At 70.5% G+C, this 17294-nt stretch carries 17 protein-coding genes; 5 read left to right on the forward strand and 12 right to left on the reverse strand.

What is annotated here, in order from left to right:
- Window positions 1–29 precede the first annotated feature (29 nt).
- Window positions 30–176, forward strand: a complete 147-nt coding sequence (locus tag DR046_RS23545; protein ID WP_167766922.1) for a hypothetical protein — start codon at window positions 30–32, stop codon at window positions 174–176.
- 124 nt (window positions 177–300) lie between these two features.
- Complete coding sequence (locus tag DR046_RS23550) at window positions 301–474, forward strand: hypothetical protein (RefSeq protein ID WP_167766924.1); 174 nt, start codon at window positions 301–303, stop codon at window positions 472–474.
- A gap of 96 nt (window positions 475–570) precedes the next feature.
- Here DR046_RS23550 and DR046_RS05890 read toward each other — a convergent pair whose 3' ends face one another.
- Entirely contained in the window at window positions 571–1386 is an 816-nt protein-coding gene (locus DR046_RS05890) for a hypothetical protein (protein ID WP_115380915.1), read from the reverse strand.
- On the reverse strand, window positions 1373–1840 hold the full coding sequence (locus DR046_RS05895; RefSeq protein ID WP_209313554.1) for an ABA4-like family protein: 468 nt from the start codon (window positions 1838–1840) through the stop codon (window positions 1373–1375). The genes DR046_RS05890 and DR046_RS05895 overlap by 14 nt, the downstream gene beginning before the upstream one ends.
- 100 nt (window positions 1841–1940) lie before the next feature.
- Here DR046_RS05895 and DR046_RS05900 point away from each other — a divergent pair, with 100 nt between their 5' ends.
- Window positions 1941–2552 carry a TetR/AcrR family transcriptional regulator gene (locus DR046_RS05900; protein WP_115380916.1) on the forward strand — a complete coding sequence of 204 codons (612 nt, stop codon included), beginning with the start codon at window positions 1941–1943 and terminating at the stop codon, window positions 2550–2552.
- Window positions 2553–2567: 15 nt separating this feature from the next.
- Here the strand turns inward: DR046_RS05900 and gyrB are convergent, their stop codons facing one another.
- The 8 genes from gyrB to mutM all read right to left on the reverse strand — a co-directional run bounded on the left by gyrB (window position 2568) and on the right by mutM (window position 11825).
- Window positions 2568–4979 carry a DNA topoisomerase (ATP-hydrolyzing) subunit B gene (gyrB, locus tag DR046_RS05905; RefSeq protein WP_115380918.1) on the reverse strand — a complete coding sequence of 804 codons (2412 nt, stop codon included), beginning with the start codon at window positions 4977–4979 and terminating at the stop codon, window positions 2568–2570.
- A 127-nt stretch (window positions 4980–5106) separates the two neighbouring features.
- Entirely contained in the window at window positions 5107–6186 is a 1080-nt protein-coding gene (recF, locus tag DR046_RS05910; RefSeq protein WP_115380920.1) for a DNA replication/repair protein RecF, read from the reverse strand.
- Entirely contained in the window at window positions 6183–7301 is a 1119-nt protein-coding gene (gene dnaN, locus DR046_RS05915) for a DNA polymerase III subunit beta (protein WP_115380922.1), read from the reverse strand. The genes recF and dnaN overlap by 4 nt, the downstream gene beginning before the upstream one ends.
- Window positions 7302–7424: 123 nt before the next feature.
- Complete coding sequence (gene dnaA / locus DR046_RS05920; protein WP_245190834.1) at window positions 7425–8738, reverse strand: chromosomal replication initiator protein DnaA; 1314 nt, start codon at window positions 8736–8738, stop codon at window positions 7425–7427.
- Window positions 8739–8773: 35 nt separating this feature from the next.
- Window positions 8774–9220, reverse strand: a complete 447-nt coding sequence (locus DR046_RS05925; protein WP_115380924.1) for a rhodanese-like domain-containing protein — start codon at window positions 9218–9220, stop codon at window positions 8774–8776.
- Window positions 9221–9459: 239 nt separating this feature from the next.
- The gene (gene rpsT, locus DR046_RS05930; RefSeq protein WP_115380926.1) at window positions 9460–9726 is read right to left on the reverse strand and encodes a 30S ribosomal protein S20; all 267 of its coding nucleotides are present in this window, start codon (window positions 9724–9726) and stop codon (window positions 9460–9462) included.
- A 343-nt stretch (window positions 9727–10069) separates the two neighbouring features.
- Window positions 10070–10846: an enoyl-CoA hydratase gene (locus tag DR046_RS05935; protein ID WP_115380928.1), complete on the reverse strand. Its 777-nt coding sequence runs from the start codon at window positions 10844–10846 to the stop codon at window positions 10070–10072.
- A gap of 130 nt (window positions 10847–10976) precedes the next feature.
- Window positions 10977–11825, reverse strand: coding sequence for a bifunctional DNA-formamidopyrimidine glycosylase/DNA-(apurinic or apyrimidinic site) lyase (gene mutM, locus DR046_RS05940; protein ID WP_115380930.1), 849 nt, complete (start codon window positions 11823–11825; stop codon window positions 10977–10979).
- Window positions 11826–11894: 69 nt separating this feature from the next.
- Here mutM and ubiE point away from each other — a divergent pair, with 69 nt between their 5' ends.
- Both ubiE and ubiB read left to right on the forward strand, forming a co-directional pair.
- Window positions 11895–12647, forward strand: coding sequence for a bifunctional demethylmenaquinone methyltransferase/2-methoxy-6-polyprenyl-1,4-benzoquinol methylase UbiE (ubiE, locus tag DR046_RS05945; RefSeq protein ID WP_115380932.1), 753 nt, complete (start codon window positions 11895–11897; stop codon window positions 12645–12647).
- Window positions 12644–14176: a 2-polyprenylphenol 6-hydroxylase gene (gene ubiB / locus DR046_RS05950; RefSeq protein ID WP_115380934.1), complete on the forward strand. Its 1533-nt coding sequence runs from the start codon at window positions 12644–12646 to the stop codon at window positions 14174–14176. The genes ubiE and ubiB overlap by 4 nt, the downstream gene beginning before the upstream one ends.
- 303 nt (window positions 14177–14479) lie before the next feature.
- Here ubiB and DR046_RS05955 read toward each other — a convergent pair whose 3' ends face one another.
- Window positions 14480–15136: a flagellar hook capping FlgD N-terminal domain-containing protein gene (locus DR046_RS05955; protein WP_115380935.1), complete on the reverse strand. Its 657-nt coding sequence runs from the start codon at window positions 15134–15136 to the stop codon at window positions 14480–14482.
- Window positions 15137–15145: 9 nt separating this feature from the next.
- A complete protein-coding gene (locus tag DR046_RS23555; RefSeq protein WP_167766928.1) occupies window positions 15146–16012 on the reverse strand; it encodes a flagellar hook-length control protein FliK in 867 nt (288 codons plus the stop codon).
- Window positions 16013–17294: the final 1282 nt, after the last annotated feature.

A 17294-nucleotide genomic window follows, 5' to 3' on the forward strand; every position in this document is an offset into this window, starting at 1 on the left:
AACTACGGCAGAAATAGGGGGAAACTGAGATGCACCTGTTCGAGATCCTGATCGTGAGCCTTGCCCTCGGCCTTGGCCTTGCTATCGCCCGATTCGCGATGCTCGCGTTCCTGCCCGTCCATCCGATGTCGCAATTCCTCCAGCGGCTCGACCGGATCTTCGGCCAGCAGCGCTGATCGGTCCCGACACGGGGACGATGCCCGCAAGGCCGCGTCACTGTCGCCGGTGGCGCGCCAATCCGGCCCTTCGAAGGCCAGAATGGACGCGTAGATCTGCCTCAGGAAACGAACGAGGCTAGGAATGATGCTTGCACTGCTCGCCACTCTCTTCGCTGCCCTGACCTACGGTCTGGTCGCCCTGCGCCAGATCGTGCTCTGGCGCTTCCCCGACAGCACTGCCGCCCGCTGGATGGAGATCCGCGACCCCTTGGTCGCCGCCCTCGTGTCGCGCCACGCCTCCCGCGAGGCGGCCTGAGGCCCATCGCCCTCTGCGGCCGTCCGGTCGAGCGGCGGAGGGCCGCCGGACGCTTGCGCCTGGCGACCTCCCGCGTCTCGGCCGATGCGCCGGGCGTTATCCGAGCAGGATGAGCGGCAGGCCCAGCAGCGCCTGGCCGAACAGCGCCAGGGTCAGCCCCCCATAGCCTAATGCCGCGATCCGGACCGTCCGGACCGACCCCGCACCGCCGCGCCGGTCGAGCCAGAGGCCCAGCAGCGGCAGCGCCTGCATCGCGTGGATCGAGGCGAAATGGGCGGGGCGCAGGTCCCCGGTCACGCCGGACCAGCCGAAGAGTGGCAGGGTCGGCGCGCCCTCGGGGTGGAGGCCCACGAAATGGCCGCCGGAGGAGCTGAGATAGCCCGCGACGACGAAGGTGAGCAGGAAGGTGGCGAGGAAGCCGAGCCAGATGCCTTCGCGCAGCGCCGGGCCCATCGCCGCACGCTCGTCCTGCCGCACGACCCAGCCGAAGACCGCGACCCCCGCGATCAGCGTCACCGCGCCGGCGCCCATCAGCGTGTACATCGTCTGGTGCCACGGCGTGGAGAGGTTGAAATGGGACGCCTCGGCGCGGGCCGCCATGTAGAACATGTAGGCCATTTCCAACAGATAGGCCGCGGCCATGGCCCAGCCGGTGAGCTTCAGCGTGACGCCCCTGCGGGCGCGGTCGGACAGGAGCGGCTCGATCAGCGCAAGGGTTCCGAACAGTGCCACGAAGCTCAGCGAGAACTTCAGCGGCTTCATCCAGACCGGCACGCCGTCGATCAGGCGGGGGTCGACGAAGGCCCAGGCGATCGAGAGCGACAGAAGCAGCATCGAGACGACGGTCAGCACCTTGAACTGCGAGGGCGCCTCGGCGTCGAGAACGGGCGGGTTGGTGTCAAGCAGCGCCATGGACGGGTCCTTTCAGGGCACGGGTCTGCGTCGGCAGACGGAAGGCGCGTAGGCCGAGTTCGGTCAGTCCGGCGATCAGGAAGCCGAGCGGCCCTAGCAGGAAGATCGCGCCGAGGATCGGCGCCTGCACCACCCGGCCGATGCCCGCGCGGTCCATCCGCGCGGCCATGACGGCGCCGATGAAGAGGTCGAAGGCGAGGTAATGCACCCAGCCCGCCAGCAGCGCCCAGTCGTCGGCCATCAGCGTGGCGACCGAGGCGAGGCTGTCGAAACCGCCGCCCATGCCGGAGAAGCGGCTGAGCACGATCAGCGCGTAGACCGCCGACAGCCCGGCAGGGAGGATCCAGAGCGGGATCGCATTGACGAGCGAGAAGCGGCGCGGCCCGAGGATGAGCAAGGCCCACCCGGCCATCGCGGCCGTGCCCGCGTGAGAGAAGAGGACGTCCGGTGTCACCTGGATATCTCCATTGGAAGTATGCGATGGAAACTTATGTGCAGGACCGCGTTGCGGAGTCCAGAGAAAATGTTTAAGATGGAAATAAAAAGGTGGCAGGATGCTGGAAAAAAAGAAGAAAAAATACCACCACGGCGACCTGAAGCCCGCTCTGGTGCAGGCGGGGCTGCAGATTCTCGAGGAGTCGGGGCTGGAGGGGCTCTCGCTTCGCGCCATCGCGGCGCGGGTCGGGGTCAGCCATACGGCACCGAAGAATCACTTCGACGGCCTGAACGGGCTGCTCGCCGCGATCGCGGCCGAAGGGTTCCGGCTCCATGCCGCCGAGATGCGGCGCGGGGTGGAAGGCATGCCGCCCGGCCGGGCCCGGCTGGAGGCGGCGGCGCAGGGCTATGTGCGCTTCGCGCAGGAGAATCCGGCGCTGTTCAAGCTGATGTTCTCACCCCGGTTCCGGGACAGCGACGACGCGGACCTGATCGCCTCCGGCAATGAGAGCTATGGCGTCCTGCGCAGCATCGCCGAGGGGCTCGACTGGCCCGCGCCCGGGCCTGCGCGCGGTCCGGAGATCGAGGCCCTGCGCACCGAGATGATGCTCTGGAGCCTCGTCCATGGCTATGTCTCGCTCCATCTCGAGGGGCGCGGGCCGAAGCAGCCCGACGGGAGCCCGCTTCTGGACGTGCTGGAGGTCATGCCGGCCTTCGGCTACCGGGCCTGACCGGGCCCGGCGTCCTCAGATATCGAGATTCTCGACGCTCAGCGCGTTGTCCTGGATGAATTCGCGCCGGGGCTCGACGACGTCGCCCATCAGCTTGGTGAAGACGTCGTCGGCCTCGACCACGTCCTCGACCCGGACCTGCAGCAGCGTACGCGCCTCCGGATCCAGCGTCGTCTCCCAGAGTTGGTTGGGGTTCATCTCGCCCAGGCCCTTGTAGCGCTGCAGCGTCAGGCCCTTCTCACCCTCGGCCAAGATCGCGTCCAGCAGGTCGATCGGCCCATGGATCGGCGTCTCGCGGTCCTTCCGGGCGAGGCGGGCGGGATCGCGATAGACGTCCCGCGTGCCCTCGGCCACCTGCGCCAGCTTGCGCGCCTCGCCCGAGCGCAGGACCGCGCCATCGAGCGTCCGCACCTCCTCGACGCCGCGCAGCACGCGGGCGAGGCGGATACCGTGATCCTGGGTGATGCGGCCGGTCCAGCCGCGCTCGTATTCCCGCGCCACCTGGTCCAACCGCTCCGCCACCTTGTCGGCCACGGCTTGGAGGTCCGTCAGGCCGGATGCCTCGAAGGCCCCGGCCAGCGCGGCCTGTTCGAGGATGTGGCGCGGGTAATGCGTGGGGAAGGCCTGGAGGATGCGGCGGAACTGGCGCGCGGCCTGGACGACGCGGTCGAGGTCCTGGCCCGCGATCTCCTCGCCCGAGGGCAGGCGCAGGACGGCCCCGTCGACGCCCTGCTGGACGAGGTAATCCTCCAGCGCGGTCTGGTCCTTGAGGTAGACCTCGGACTTGCCCCGCGCGACCTTGTAGAGCGGCGGCTGCGCGATGTAGAGATGTCCGGCTTCGATGATCTGCGGCATCTGGCGGTAGAAGAAGGTCAGAAGCAGCGTGCGGATATGCGCGCCGTCCACGTCGGCATCGGTCATGATGACGATCTTGTGGTAGCGCAGCTTGCCGAGGTTGAACTCGTCGCGCCCGATCCCGGTGCCCATTGCGGTGATGAGCGTCCCGATCTCCTGGCTGCCGAGCATCCGGTCGAAGCGCGCCCGCTCCACGTTGAGGATCTTGCCGCGCAGCGGCAGGACGGCTTGGTTCTGGCGGGCGCGGCCCTGCTTGGCCGAGCCGCCGGCGCTGTCGCCCTCCACCAGGAAGAGCTCCGCCTTGGAGGCGTCCTTCTCCTGGCAGTCGGCCAGCTTGCCGGGCAGCGAGGCGACGTCCATCGCCGATTTGCGGCGCGTCAGCTCCCGCGCCTTGCGCGCCGCCTCCCGCGCCAGCGCGGCCTCGATGATCTTGCCGACGACCTGGCGCGCGACCTGCGGGTTCTCCTCGAACCACTCGGAGAGCTTCTCGTTGACGAGGTTCTCGACCGCCGGACGGACCTCGGACGAGACCAGCTTGTCCTTGGTCTGGCTGGAGAATTTCGGGTCGGGCACCTTCACCGACAGAACACAGGTCAGCCCTTCGCGGGCGTCGTCGCCGGTAAAGCTGACCTTCTCCTTCTTGGCGATGCCGGAGGACTGGGCGTAAAGGTTGATCGTCCGCGTCAGCGCGCCCCGGAAGCCGGCCATGTGGGTGCCGCCGTCGCGCTGAGGGATGTTGTTGGTGAAGGGCAGGACCGTCTCGTGGTAGCTGTCGTTCCACCACATCGCGACCTCGACGCCGATGCCGTCTCGCTCGCCCTCCATGTAGATGGGCTCCGGCATGACGGGCGACTTGGAGCGGTCGAGATACTTCACGAACTCCCGCACGCCGCCCTCGTAGAAGAGCTCGGTGCGCAGCGGTTCGGCCGGGCGCTCGTCGGAGAGGACGATCCGAACGCCGGAGTTGAGGAAGGCCAGCTCCCGCAGGCGCGTTTCCAGCGTCTTGTAGACGTAGTCGAGATTCGAGAAGGTCGAGAGCGAGGCCATGAACCGCACCTCGGTGCCGGTCTCGTCGGTGGGGCCGACGACGCTGAGATGCTCGACTGTCTCCCCGCGCTCGAACCGGGCGACGTGTTCCTTGCCGTCGCGCCAGATGCGCAGCTCCAGCCAGTCCGACAGCGCGTTGACGACCGAGACCCCGACGCCGTGCAGGCCACCGGAGACCTTGTAGGAATTCTGGTCGAACTTCCCGCCTGCATGAAGCTGGGTCATGATGACCTCGGCGGCCGACACCCCCTCTCCCTCGTGGATGCCGACAGGGATGCCACGGCCATTGTCCTTGACCGAGACGCTGGAATCGGCGTGGATGGTGACGCTCACCTCGGTGGCATGCCCGGCCAGGGCCTCGTCGATGCCGTTGTCGACGACCTCGTAGACCATGTGGTGCAGGCCGGAGCCGTCGTCGGTGTCGCCGATATACATGCCAGGCCGTTTGCGCACGGCTTCCAGGCCCTTGAGAACCTTGATGGAATCGGCGCCGTATTCCTCGGGCACGCGGGCGGGGTCTGCCATTGTGAGCTCTTTCCTTCGACTGCCCAAGATATATGCCCTCGGCCGGGCAATGTCACGGGGATGACACCATATTTGGTGGGTCCTGCGGGCTTTCCGGGCTGTCTCCGCCGCGCTGCCCCGCGACGCGTCAGTCGACCTCCGCCACCTCGCTCTCGCCTTCGGTCTCGGTGACGCGCAGGCGCTGCGCGTCGAGCCCTTCGAACAGCTCGGCCCCGGTCCCGGTCAGGAAGCACTGCCCGCCGAGCGCCGCAAGCTCACCATAGAGCGCGGCGCGTCGGTCGGCGTCGAGATGGGCGGCGACCTCGTCGAGCAGCAGGATCGGCGCGGCGCCGGTCTCGGCCCGCAGGGCCCGGGCATTGGCGAGGACCAGCGAGATCAGAAGCGCCTTCTGCTCGCCGGTCGAGCAGAGCCGCGCCTCCATTCCCTTGGCGGCGTAGACCCCCAGCATGTCGGCCCGGTGCGGCCCGACCAGGCTGCGCCCCGCCGCCATGTCGCGGTTGCGCGAGGCGGCGAGCGCGTCGCGCAGCTCCTCGTCGGTGGCGGCCGGCCCCTCGTCGACCAGCGTCAGCTCCGCGGCGGGGAAGGGGCCGTCCGGGTCCTGCGCGGTGGCGAGCCGGGCCAGCGCCTCGGCCCGGCGCAGCGCGATGGCATGCCCGGCCTCCGCCATCTGCGTCTCCAGCGCGTCGAACCAGCGCGCGTCGCGCACCCCGTCGCGCAGCAGCCGGTTGCGGTCGCGCATCGCCTTCTCGTAGCGCAGCACGCCCTCGCCATGCTCCGGCAGGAAGCTGAGCGTCACGCGGTCGAGGAAGCGGCGGCGGCCCTCGGCCCCTTCCAGCCAGAGGCGGTCCATGGACGGCACCAGCCAGAGGACGCGCAGCAGCCGCGCCAGCGCCACCTGCGGCTGCGCCTTGCCGTCGATGCGGGTCGTCCGGGGCTGGCCCGGCTCGGCGCGCAGCTCGACCTCGTGGTCGGGGGCGAGCCCGGCGAGGATGCGCCAGCCGATCGCCTCGGGCCGCCGGATGATCTCCTCGGCCTGGGCCCGGCGCATGCCGCGACCGGGCGAGAGCAGGGAGATCGCTTCCAGCAGGTTGGTCTTGCCCGCCCCGTTCGGCCCGTGGATCGCGACGATCCGTCCGTCGAACTCGAGCCGCGTGCGGCGGTGGGAGCGGAAATGCGAGAGGGCGAGGGAGGCGAGGCGGGGCGTCACACCCTCATCGGCATGACGACGTAGATCGCGCTCCGGTCGTCGCCTTCCCGCATCAGCGTCGGGTCGCCCGCGTTGTTGAACAGGAAGACGGCGTTCTCCCGGTCCACCTGGGAGGCGATTTCCTGAAGGTACTTGGCGTTGAACCCGATCTCGAGCTTCTCGTCGGCATAGGCGACGGCCAGCTCCTCCTCGGCGTTCCCCGAATCCGGGGCGTTCACCGACAGGGTCAGCCGGTCCTCGTCGAGCGACAGCTTCACCGCGCGCGAGCGTTCCGAGGACACCGTGGCGACCCGATCGACAGCGCGGGCGAAATCGGCGGCGTCCACCTCCAGCTTGCGGGTGTTCGACATCGGGATGACGCGGGCATAGTCGGGGAAGGTGCCGTCGATGACCTTGGACGTCAGCGTGATGTCCTCGGTAGCGAAGCGGATCTTCGTCTCGGAGACGGAGACCCGGATCTGCGCGTCGTCGTCTTCCAGCAGCTTGCGCAGCTCGCCCACGGTCTTGCGCGGCACGATCACGCCGGGCATCCCCTCGGCGCCCTCGGGCAGGGGGGCGTCGACGCGGGCAAGCCGGTGGCCGTCGGTCGCCACGCAGCGCAGGGCGCGCCCGTCCTCGCCCTCGGCCACATGCATGTAGACGCCGTTGAGGTAATAGCGCGTCTCCTCTGTCGAGATCGCGAAGCGCGTCTTGTCGAAGAGCCGGCGCAGCACCTTGGCATCGCAGGTGAAACTGGCGTCGTAGTCGGACGTCGCCATGACCGGGAAGTCTTCCTTCTGGAGCGTGGCGAGCTGGAAATGCGACCGCCCCGCCGTGACCGCAAGGCGGCCCGCCGCCTGGTCTTCGGCGATCTGCACTAGCGCGCCATCGGGCAGCTTGCGCACGATCTCGTGGAAAAGGACGGCGTTGACGGTGGTGCCGCCCGCCCGCTCGACCTGCGCGGGGGTGGTGTCGATCACCTCGATGTCGAGATCGGTCGCCTTGAAGGAGACGGTGTCGCCCTCGGCGCTCATCAGGACGTTGGCGAGGATCGGGATCGTGTTCCGCCGCTCGACGACCGATTGCGCCTGACTGACCGCCTTCAGGAGCGCGGCTCGCTCGATGGAGAACTTCATTGGGGTGATCCTTGCCTTTCGGGACGCGCAGAATAGCCGCGTCCGGGGGCGGTGCAACGGGTTTGTCGGAACAGGCTGCGCGGGCCATGGGGCGCGACGCGCGCCTCCAGCCCGCCGCTTGTCTCAGCTCTCCAGCTTGCGCTGCAGCAGCTCCGCATCCTCGGCGATCTGCTGGTCGGTCGCCATCAGCTCCTCGATCTTGCGCACCGCATAGAGAACCGTCGTGTGGTCCTTGCCGCCGAACTTGCGCCCGATCTCGGGATAGCTGCGCGGAGTCAACTTCTTGGACAGGTACATCGCCATCTGGCGCGGCCGCGCGACCGAGCGCGAGCGCCGCGACGAGGTCATGTCGGACATCCGCAGGTTGTAGTGCTCGCAGGTCTTCTTCATGATCTCGTCGATCGTCAGCTTCTTCTCGGAGGCGCGCAGCAGGTCGCCCAGCACGTCGGTCGCCTGCTCGACAGTGATCTCGCGCTTGACGAGGTCGCCATAGGCGAAGAGCCGCGTGACCGCGCCCTCCAGCACCCGGATCGAGGTCGAGATGCGGGCCGCGAGGAATTCCAGCACACCGTCGGCGATGCGGAAATCCGGGTGGCGGGCGGCGAAGGTGTCGACGCGATGCTGCAGCACGCCGAGGCGCAGCTCGTAATCGGCGGGGTGCAGGTCGACGACGAGGCCCGATTGCAGCCGCGAGGTGATCCGCTCCTCCAGGTCGCCGATCTGCGCCGGAGAGCGGTCGGCCGAGATGACGACCTGCTTGCCCTGATCGACCAGTGCGTTGAAGGTGTGGAAGAACTCCTCCTGCGTGCTCTCCTTGCCGGCGATGAACTGGACGTCATCGACCAGCAGCACGTCGACGGTGCGGAAGAGGTGCTTGAAGTCCATCGTCGACTTGTCGCGCAGCGCCTGCACGAAGCGGTACATGAACTGCTCCGCCGAAAGGAACATGACCCGGATCTCGGGCTGCTTGTCGGCCAGCTCCCAGGCGATGGCCTGCATCAGGTGGGTCTTCCCGAGGCCGACGCCGCCATGCAGGAACAGCGGGTTGAAGGACACACTGTCGCCGGTGGCGACGCGGCGGGCGGCGGCATGGGCCAGTTCGTTCGACTTGCCGACGACGAAGCTGTCGAAGGTGAAGCGGCGGTCGAGCGGGTTCTCGGTGCGCATCGCGGGGACCGGGCGCGCGGGCGCGGCAGCCGGAGCGGCGGCGCAGACCAGCCGGGTGGCGGGCGCGCCGGCGGCGGCGACGTGCTGCAGGATCACGTCCGAGAAGTTCTGCACGACCCAACGCCCGATGAAGTCCGTGGGCGAGACGAGGCGAAGCGTGCCGTCCTCGAGCGAGCGGAAGTCGAGCGGCTCGATCCAGGCCTTGTAGTTATGGGCGCCGACGTCCCTGCCGATGCTGCCCTTCGCCGCTGCCCAACCCGCATCCGTCATCGCGTCTCGCTCCGCCCCCGTGTTCACTTGCCGCGTCATGTCTGGCGCCATGCCAGACCGCTCGCTTTCCATCCGCCCAGCGCGCCGCGGTGGCCGTCGGGGTCGAGGTCGCCCTCGAAGCCTTCGGCCACGTTCAGGCAGCGGACCGCGACGCCCCGGCCGGCATAGGCCTGGGTCACCGCGCGGGCGGCCGCTTTCGACCGGACCCCGGAGCGGCAGAGGAACAGCAGCGTCGGAGGCGTGTCCCCGACCCGGTCCATCAGCGCCCCGACGAAGGCCGGGTTGGGGGACATGCCGGGCCAGGTCTGCCATTCGATCCGAACGACCTCCCGGCCGAGCGCGGAGAGGTCCGGGCCTCCGACGAAGCCCCATTCCGCAGCGCTCCGGACGTCGACCAGAAGGGCGTCGCCGTCGTCGGACAGAACTTTCCAGGCGCCGCGAGGATCGACCTCGTCGACGGGCCTACCCGCATCCGTGCTCATTTCTCATCCCCGTGCCGGGCGATCTGACTCACCCGTCGCCCTGAGGTAGCCAAGGGGGCGAGAGGCGGCAACGACTCTTCGATCTTGACTCTTTCGAGGACCGCAAAGAATCTGTCATATCCTGATCAAGTATTTGAAATTGGTAAAGAAAAGAGCCCGCACGGCGGCGGGCTCTCGAATCTCTTGACTGTGTTTTGCCCGCTCGATCCGCGTCGCGGAATCGCCCGGAAAATCGCCCTTCAGGCGCCCATCGCCTTCACGCGCGAAGCGAGGCGGGACATCTTCCGCGAGGCCGTGTTCTTGTGGAAAACGCCCTTCGTGACGCCGCGCATCAGCTCCGGCTGGGCGACCTTGAGGGCGTCCGCGGCGGCGGTCTGGTCGCCGGAGGCGATCGCCTCCTCGACCTTGCGAAGGTAGGTACGGATGCGCGACCGGCGCGCCTTGTTGACGGCGAATCGGCGCTCGTTCTGGCGGGCGCGCTTCTTGGCCTGGGGGGTGTTTGCCATGTGATCGGTCCTTCGGATCGGGTCTCAATATGTCGCACGAGAGGCCGACCCCGATGGCCTTGGCAAAGCCAAGGCGGGTCCAATCCGGCCAGAGCGGGCCTCACACGCATGATGGGCGGCGTCTATGCGAGCCGCGGGGCGCGGTCAAGCGGAGCGAGGGGTGACGGACGGGTGATCCGCGGGTGATCCCGGTCGGATCTCCGTCCGACGCGATCTGCGCACGAAAGGCGCGTCAGTAATGCGTCTTGGTGCGGGCGCGCTCCGCTCTGGCCGGGTGCCGGACCGCGCGCCGCTGCGCGGCACGCTCCTCCGCACTGCAGGGGGCCGGCTGCGCCGACTCTCGCTACTTGTCCCGGAACTGCGGCTCGCGCTTCTCGACGAAGGCGGACATGCCCTCGGTCCGGTCCTCGGAGGCGAAGAGCGCGTGGAACAACCGCTTCTCGAACAGAAGGCCCTGGGACAGGCCCATCTCCTGCGACTGGTTCACCGCCTCCTTGACGGCGGTCGCGGTGACCATCGACTTTTCGGCGATCTTGCCCGCCGCGGCCATCGCCTCGTCCATCAGCTTCTTGGCCGGCACGACGCGGCTGACGAGGCCCGCCCGCTCGGCTTCCTGCGCGTCCATCATGCGGCCGGTCAGGTGCATGTCCATCGACTTGGCCTTGCCCACCGCGCGGGTCAGGCGCTGGGTCCCGCCGATGCCCGCGACGACGCCGAGGTTGATCTCGGGCTGGCCGAACTTGGCGGTGTCGGCGGCGATGATGAAGTCGCACATCATCGCGAGCTCGCAGCCGCCGCCGAGCGCGAAGCCCGCGACGGCGGCGATGATCGGCTTGCGGACGCGCATCATCGCGCCCGTCTCGGGCCCGAAGAGATCGCCCATGAAGACGTCGATGAAGTCCTTCTCGCGCATCTCGCGAATGTCGGCCCCGGCGGCGAAGGCCTTCTCGGAGCCGGTGAGCACGATGCAGCGCACCTTCTGGTCGGCCTGCGCGGCGGTCAGCGCCTTGGCCAGCTCGCCCAGCAGCTTCGAGTTGAGCGCGTTCAGCGCGTCCGGGCGGTTCAGCTTGACGACGCAGACGTGGTTGCTGACGTCGACGTTCAGGGTCTCGTATCCCATGGGCACGCTCCGCATGTTGCAGCCGGTCCGTCTGCCTGCCCCCGGATCGGGGGGGCGGTCAAGACGTCAGTGAAGGGGAATGCCGTCGCGGAACCGGTCCCGGGCGCGGATCGGCACGGGCCACGGACGGTCATCGCTGGCAGGCGATGCAGTGGAAGGTCGAGCGGCCGGACTGCACGATCCGGCGGATCGTGCCGGTGCAGTCCTCGGTCGGGCAGGGCGCGCCCGCACGGTCGTAGACCCGGAAGCCGTGCTGGAAATAGCCGAGCGTCCCGTCCGTCTGCCGATGGTCCCGCAGGGAGCTTCCGCCCGCCCCGATCGCCTCGATCAGCACCTCGCGGATGATCGGGACCAGCGCGGCCACCCGCGGCGCGGCGATGCGGCCCGCCTTCCGGGTCGGCGCGATCCCCGCGCGGTGCAGCGCTTCGCAGACATAGATGTTGCCCAGGCCCGCCACGACCCGCTGGTCGAGCAGCGCCGCCTTGACCGGCGTCTGCCTGCCCCCGAAGGCGGCGACGAGATGTTCGGCGTGGAAGTGGTTGCCCAGCGGCTCCGGTCCCATCCGGGCGAAATGCCGCGACGTCTCCAGCCCGTCCGTCGGGACGAGGTCCATGAAGCCGAAGCGGCGCGCGTCGTTGAAGGTCACGCGGTGGCGGTCGGTATGGAGGACGACATGATCGTGCTGCGGCAGCCAGGCGGGGTCGCGGTGGAACCGGCCCAGCGACACGTCGTCGACGACCATGCGCCCCGACATGCCCAGATGCACGACGAGCGTCTCGCCGGTGTCGAGATAGGCCAGGAGATATTTCGACCGCCGCCCCAGCAGGACGATCCTCGCACCCTCCAGCCGTTCGCGCATGCGCGGCGGGAAGGGCCAGCGCAGGTCGGGGCGGTTGATTTCCACCCGGGTCAGGCGCGCGCCCTCGAGCGCGGGGGCGAGGCCGCGACGAACGGTCTCGACTTCGGGAAGCTCCGGCATCGGGGGCCTCGTTGCAGGCGGGCGCGGGCGCCCTATAAGTCACCCGGACCAGATGAGGACGCGCGCGAGATGACGCAAGAGACCGGACGGACCACCCATTTCGGGTATCAGGACATCCCCGAAGAGGAAAAGGCGGGCCGGGTCCATGGCGTGTTCTCGTCCGTGGCGTCGAGATACGACGTGATGAACGACGCCATGTCCATGGGCATCCACCGCGTCTGGAAGGACGCGATGATGGACTGGCTGGCGCCGCGCCCGAATCAGCGGCTGCTGGACGTGGCGGGCGGGACCGGCGACATCGCCTTCCGCTTCCTCAAGCGCGCGCCGGGGGCCACGGCCGTCGTTTGCGACATGACCGAAGGGATGCTGGTCGCCGGGCGGGAGCGGGCCGAGGCCGAGGCGATGGCCGACCGGCTGGACTGGGTCGTGGGCGACGCGATGGCGCTGCCCTTCGACGCGGGCAGCTTCGACGTCTACACGATCAGCTTCGGCATCCGGAACGTGACCCGGATCGAGGACGCCCTGGCCGAGGCCTACCGCGTCCTGCGCCCGGGCGGGAGGCTGATGGTGCTGGAGTTCAGCCAGCTGCCCAACCCGCTGATGCAGAAGGCCTACGACCTCTATTCCTTCAACGTTATCCCGCGCATGGGGCAGGCGATCGCGGGCGACCGGGAAAGCTACCAGTATCTCGTCGAATCGATCCGCCGGTTCCCCGACCAGGCGCGCTTCGCGGACATGATCGCCGGGGCGGGCTTCGGCAACGTCAACTGGCGCAACCTCAGCTTCGGGATCGCGGCGCTCCATTCGGGCTGGAAGATTTGAGGGGACCTCACAACATCTGGCGGCTGGCCCGGACCGCCGGCACCTTCGAGCGGACGGGTGCGATGGATGTCGTCCTGGACCAGATGGCGGCGCCGAAGCCGGTGCGGATCGCCGCGCGGGTGCTGGGCTGGCCGTTCCGCTGGCTGGGCTACGAGGGCGACCCGACCCTGCCGCCGGTGACGCGCGCGATCACGGCGCTGGGGCCGAGCTACATCAAGTTCGGGCAGATCCTGTCGACGCGGCCCGATTTCGTGGGTCCCGACCTCGCCGTGCAGCTGCGGGTGCTGCAGGACAAGCTGCCGCCCTTCCCGACAGCCGCGGCGCGCCGCGTCGTCGAGCGGGAGCTGGGCGTGCCGCTGGAGACCGCCTTCTCGGAGTTCTCGGAGCCGGTCGCCGCCGCCTCGATCGCGCAGGTCCACCGCGCGCGCCTCGCCGAGAACGGCAAGAAGGTCGCCGTGAAGGTGCTGCGCCCGGGCATCGCCCGTGCCTTCCGCAAGGATATCGACGCCTTCTACCTCGGCGCGCGGGTCGTCGAGCTGGTCGCGCCCGGGTCGCGGCGGCTGCGCCCGATGGACGTGATCGCACATTTCGACGCCACCGTGCAGCAGGAGCTGGACCTGCGCACCGAGGCCGCCGCCGCGAGCGAGTTCAAGGCGACGACCGCGCGGGACGAGGGCTTCTCGGTGCCGGGCGTGGAGTGGAACCATTGCGGGCGGTCGATGATGACGCTCGACTGGGCCGAGGGCGTTCAGATGGCCGACATCGCCGCCATCGACGCGGCCGGGCATGACCGCCGCGCGCTGGCTGACCGGGTGCTGCAGCTGTTCCTGCGCCACGCGCTGCGCGACGGCTATTTCCACGCCGACATGCACCAGGGGAACCTGAAGGTCGCGCCCTCGGGGGAGATCGTGGCGCTCGACTTCGGGATCATGGGACGGCTCGACGAGTATACCCGCCGCGTCTATGCCGAGATCCTCATGGGCTTCATCCGCCGGGACTACCGCCGCGTGGCGGAGGTCCATTTCGAGGCGGGCTATGTGCCCGCGGACCGGGACGTGGACCTCTTCGCACAGGCCTTGCGGGCGGTGGGCGAGCCGATCTTCGGCATGGACGCCTCGCGCATCTCGATGGGGCGGCTGCTGGCCTACCTCTTCGAGGTGACGGAGCGGTTCGGGATGGAGACCCGGACCGAGCTGATCCTGCTGCAGCGGACCATGGTCGTGGTCGAGGGCGTGGCGCGCACGCTGAACCCGCACATGAACATCTGGGAGGCCGCGCGCCCCGAGGTCGAGCGCTACATCCGCGACAACCTCGGCCCGCAGGCCTTCGCGCGCGACCTGTGGCGAACGGCGCAGGTCCTGTCGCGCTTCGGCCCGCACCTGCCGCAGACCGTGGACGCCGTGCTGCGGCGCGAGCGGGCGCCGGTGACGGTGGTCTCGCGCGACGGCGCGCGGGCGGGCCCGCTGTGGTTCGTCGCGGGGGCGGTCGCGATGGCGCTGGCGGTCCTCGTGGTGGGCGCGCTGGGGTAGGGCGTGGCCCGGGTTCCCGGGCGGTCGAGCTGTGTCGGAGAGGTTCTGGGAGGGCGACGCCTGGCCGGATCTCCGCGGGCCGATGCTGGCGTCCGCCATTTCGATGCAGGGTCCGAGATCGCGGCGCTGCGGGTCACTGCGGAGGTGACGGGCGTCGAGTGGGCGCGGGGCCGCCTCGCCGGAGGCCGCGGGGCCAGGTCACGACAGGCAGGTTCCACGTCCCGATGGAGGATCGCGCCAACGCGAGAGGCCTGGGGCTGGCCCGTCTCCGCTGCGGCGAGCGGGCCGTCGCCCGGGGTCCGCTCAGGCGCCCGCGCGCAGGAGGTCGAGGCGGTCGGGCGCGATGCGGGCGCCGCCGTCGAGGATCAGCTCCGGCCCGGCGGCGGTCAGCGCGACCTCGTCCACCCGCGCGAAGCTGCGCACCGGGCGGGGCGCGAGCGCCTGGTCCCCGGCGCCTGCCTCGACCTGAAGGCTGTAGATCCCGTCCGGCAGCTGCCCGCCCTTGCCGTCGCCGCCATGCCAGTCGAGATGCGCCGCGTCCGGGTCGAGGGGCCGGCGCATGACCTCGGCCCCGGCGGCGTCGAGCGCGACGAGCTCGGCGCGGTCCGCGACCTCGGGGATGTCGAAATGCAGCCGCGTCGTGCGCCCGGGGGCGACGGTCACCGGCCCGTCATGGCGCACTTCGAGCCCGATCCACCCGGCCACGTCCGAGGCGCTGCCGGCGCCGAGCGCGGCACTCATCTGCGCGAGCAGCTCGTTGGTGCGCACCGATTGCTCGACATTGGCGAACTGCGCGAGCTGGGCCGCGTATTCGGTGCCGTCGGCGGGCTGCAACGGGTCCTGGTTGCGGATCTGCGCCGTGAGCAGCGACAGGAAGGTGTCGAAATCCGAACTGAGCGCGGCGGTCGACTTCGCCTCGGCGGAGGAGGCGGCGGGGGCGGTGACGGGAGAGATGTCCATCGCGGGGTCCTAGAGGCGGATGTCGAGGCGCGAACCGCCCGACGGGGAGGAGGAAGGCACCGCCGCGACCGGGGCTGCCGCGGTCGGCGTGTCCCCGTCCGGGGCGGCGGAGGCGGTGTTCTGCGGCGCGCCTGGGAAGCGGCGCGCGGTGCCGCCGCCCGACAGGTCGAGCCCGGCCAGCACGGCGCCGTCGGATGCCAGCGCGCGCTGAAGTCCGTCGACATGGCGTCGGACGAGGTCCAGCGTCTCGGGCCGGTCGGCGGCGATCTGGATGTGGAGCCCCTGCGCCGTGTCCCGCAGGACGATCCGCAGACGCCCCAGCTCTGCCGGAGAGAGCTCGATCTCGGTCTGCAGGCTGCCTTCGGAGGCCTGCCGGGGCCGGGTCGAGATCTGCTCGATCATCGTCCGGACGCGGGTGTCGAGCGCGGCGGGCAGCGCCGCCTGCGTCACCGGCGGCTCGCCCCGGGGCGGCGCGAGGGCGTCGCCTGGGCGCAGGCCCGGGGCGGCGTCGGCCTGCGGCCCGTCGGCCAAGGGCCGCGGGTCGGGGGCGAGTCGATCCGCAGGCGGGGCGGATGGGAACACGACCGGATCCCGGCGCGCGCCGGGATCCTGCGCCGGTGGCGGGCCCCCGTCGGTGCGAAGGGCGATGCCGTCGCCCGGAGGCGCGTGCGGCGGGACGGTATGGGTCGCCGCGGCGCCAGCGGAGCCGCGGGGACCACGGTCATCCGGCCAGACCGGGCGGGACGCGGCCAGCGCGACGGTCGGAGCACCCTGGTCCGCAGGGGCGCGCGAGTTGCTGGCCGGGATCGACGCTTCGCCGGGCGGCGACATGGCGCGCTGGGTGGAGGCCAGCGCCGTGGGCACGGCAAGCGGCACGGTCGGGGGCAAGTGCTCCGCGGCGCGGGGTTCGGGGCGGCTGGTGGGCCGCTCCAGCGGCGTGGCTGTCGTCGCCGGGGCGACAGGCGGGGGCTGCGCGGCGCGGGCGCCGGCGGTCCTTGCCCCGGCAGGTGCGTGCGCCGCGACCCCGACCGGGACCTGACCGGGACGTCCTTCGGCTCCGCCGGGAGCCTCGAGAGGGCGCGGGGTTGTGGCATCCGCAGACGTCGTCCGGCCGGGCCGGGTCGGTCGCGCATCTCCGACGGCCAAACCGTTTCCTGACATCAAGGGGGAGGCGGGGCGCACCGCGCCTTCGGGCTGCGTCGCCCAAGGCGCGCCCCCGTTGGCGGGCACATGCGGGACCTCCGCGCCGGGGCTTGTCGCGATGGCGCCCTGCGGGGCGGGGGGCGCACCGGTGCGGCGGGCGGAGTGCGGATCGGCCGAGCCGGTCCGAGGGAAAGAGGGGCGGGATCTGGCAAGGTCCGATCCGCTGGGAACGGGATCGGCGCCGCTCACCTCCGCTTGGGCGCGCTGCGCGAAGGTGGGTGCCGTTGTCGGTCGCGGTGCGGTGCCTCCTGCGACGCCCGCGGTGAGGCGAGTCGCGCCCGGGGTCGGCCCGGTCCCGCGGAGGGTGAAGGGCGCCGAGGCCAAGCGCGCCGGCTGATCGGGGCGCGCCGGGGCGCCGTCGGACGTCCCTGTGCCCGGCTCGGCCGTGGTCCGGATGGCGCTTGCGGGCGTGGCGGGCGACGGGGTCGGGGCGCCGAGGCTGGTGGCTGCCTCCACGTGGCGGGCCGACGGCATCGGTGCGGATTGGGCCTGAACCAGCGCGTGCATCGGGGAGGAGGGCTCGGGGATGGTCGGAGGAATCCCAGACCACGGCTGTGACGAGGACGCCGGCCCTCGGGCGGGCTCGGCCGCTGGTCGGCCGGTCGGCAGCGGAAAGGGGAAGGGGGCCGGTCCCCGGACATCTGCCGCGGCGCTGGGCGCGCCGGAGGCCCCGGCAGGGGGCACGGAGGTCGCTGGAGCAGCGGGGACCGGCGCGTCGGGCGTCGATCGGGCCGCTGGGGCCTGGCGCGCCGTGCCGCCATCGCCGGCGACGGGCCGGAAGGGAGTTCCGGCCGGCGCGGGGAAGCGGGTGGTCCGCACCGTAGCTGCGACCGGATCAGGACGGGTGGCGACGGGGAGGGCGACCGCGGCCGGCGAGGCGATCTGGCTCGGCCGCCGTGCGCCTGGCTGGAGGGCGGTCGAGGGCGGCTCTGTTCGTGCCGGCTGGCCGGTGGCG

The organism is Jannaschia formosa (assembly GCF_003340555.1).
In the GTDB taxonomy this organism is placed as follows: Bacteria; Pseudomonadota; Alphaproteobacteria; order Rhodobacterales; family Rhodobacteraceae; genus Jannaschia; species Jannaschia formosa.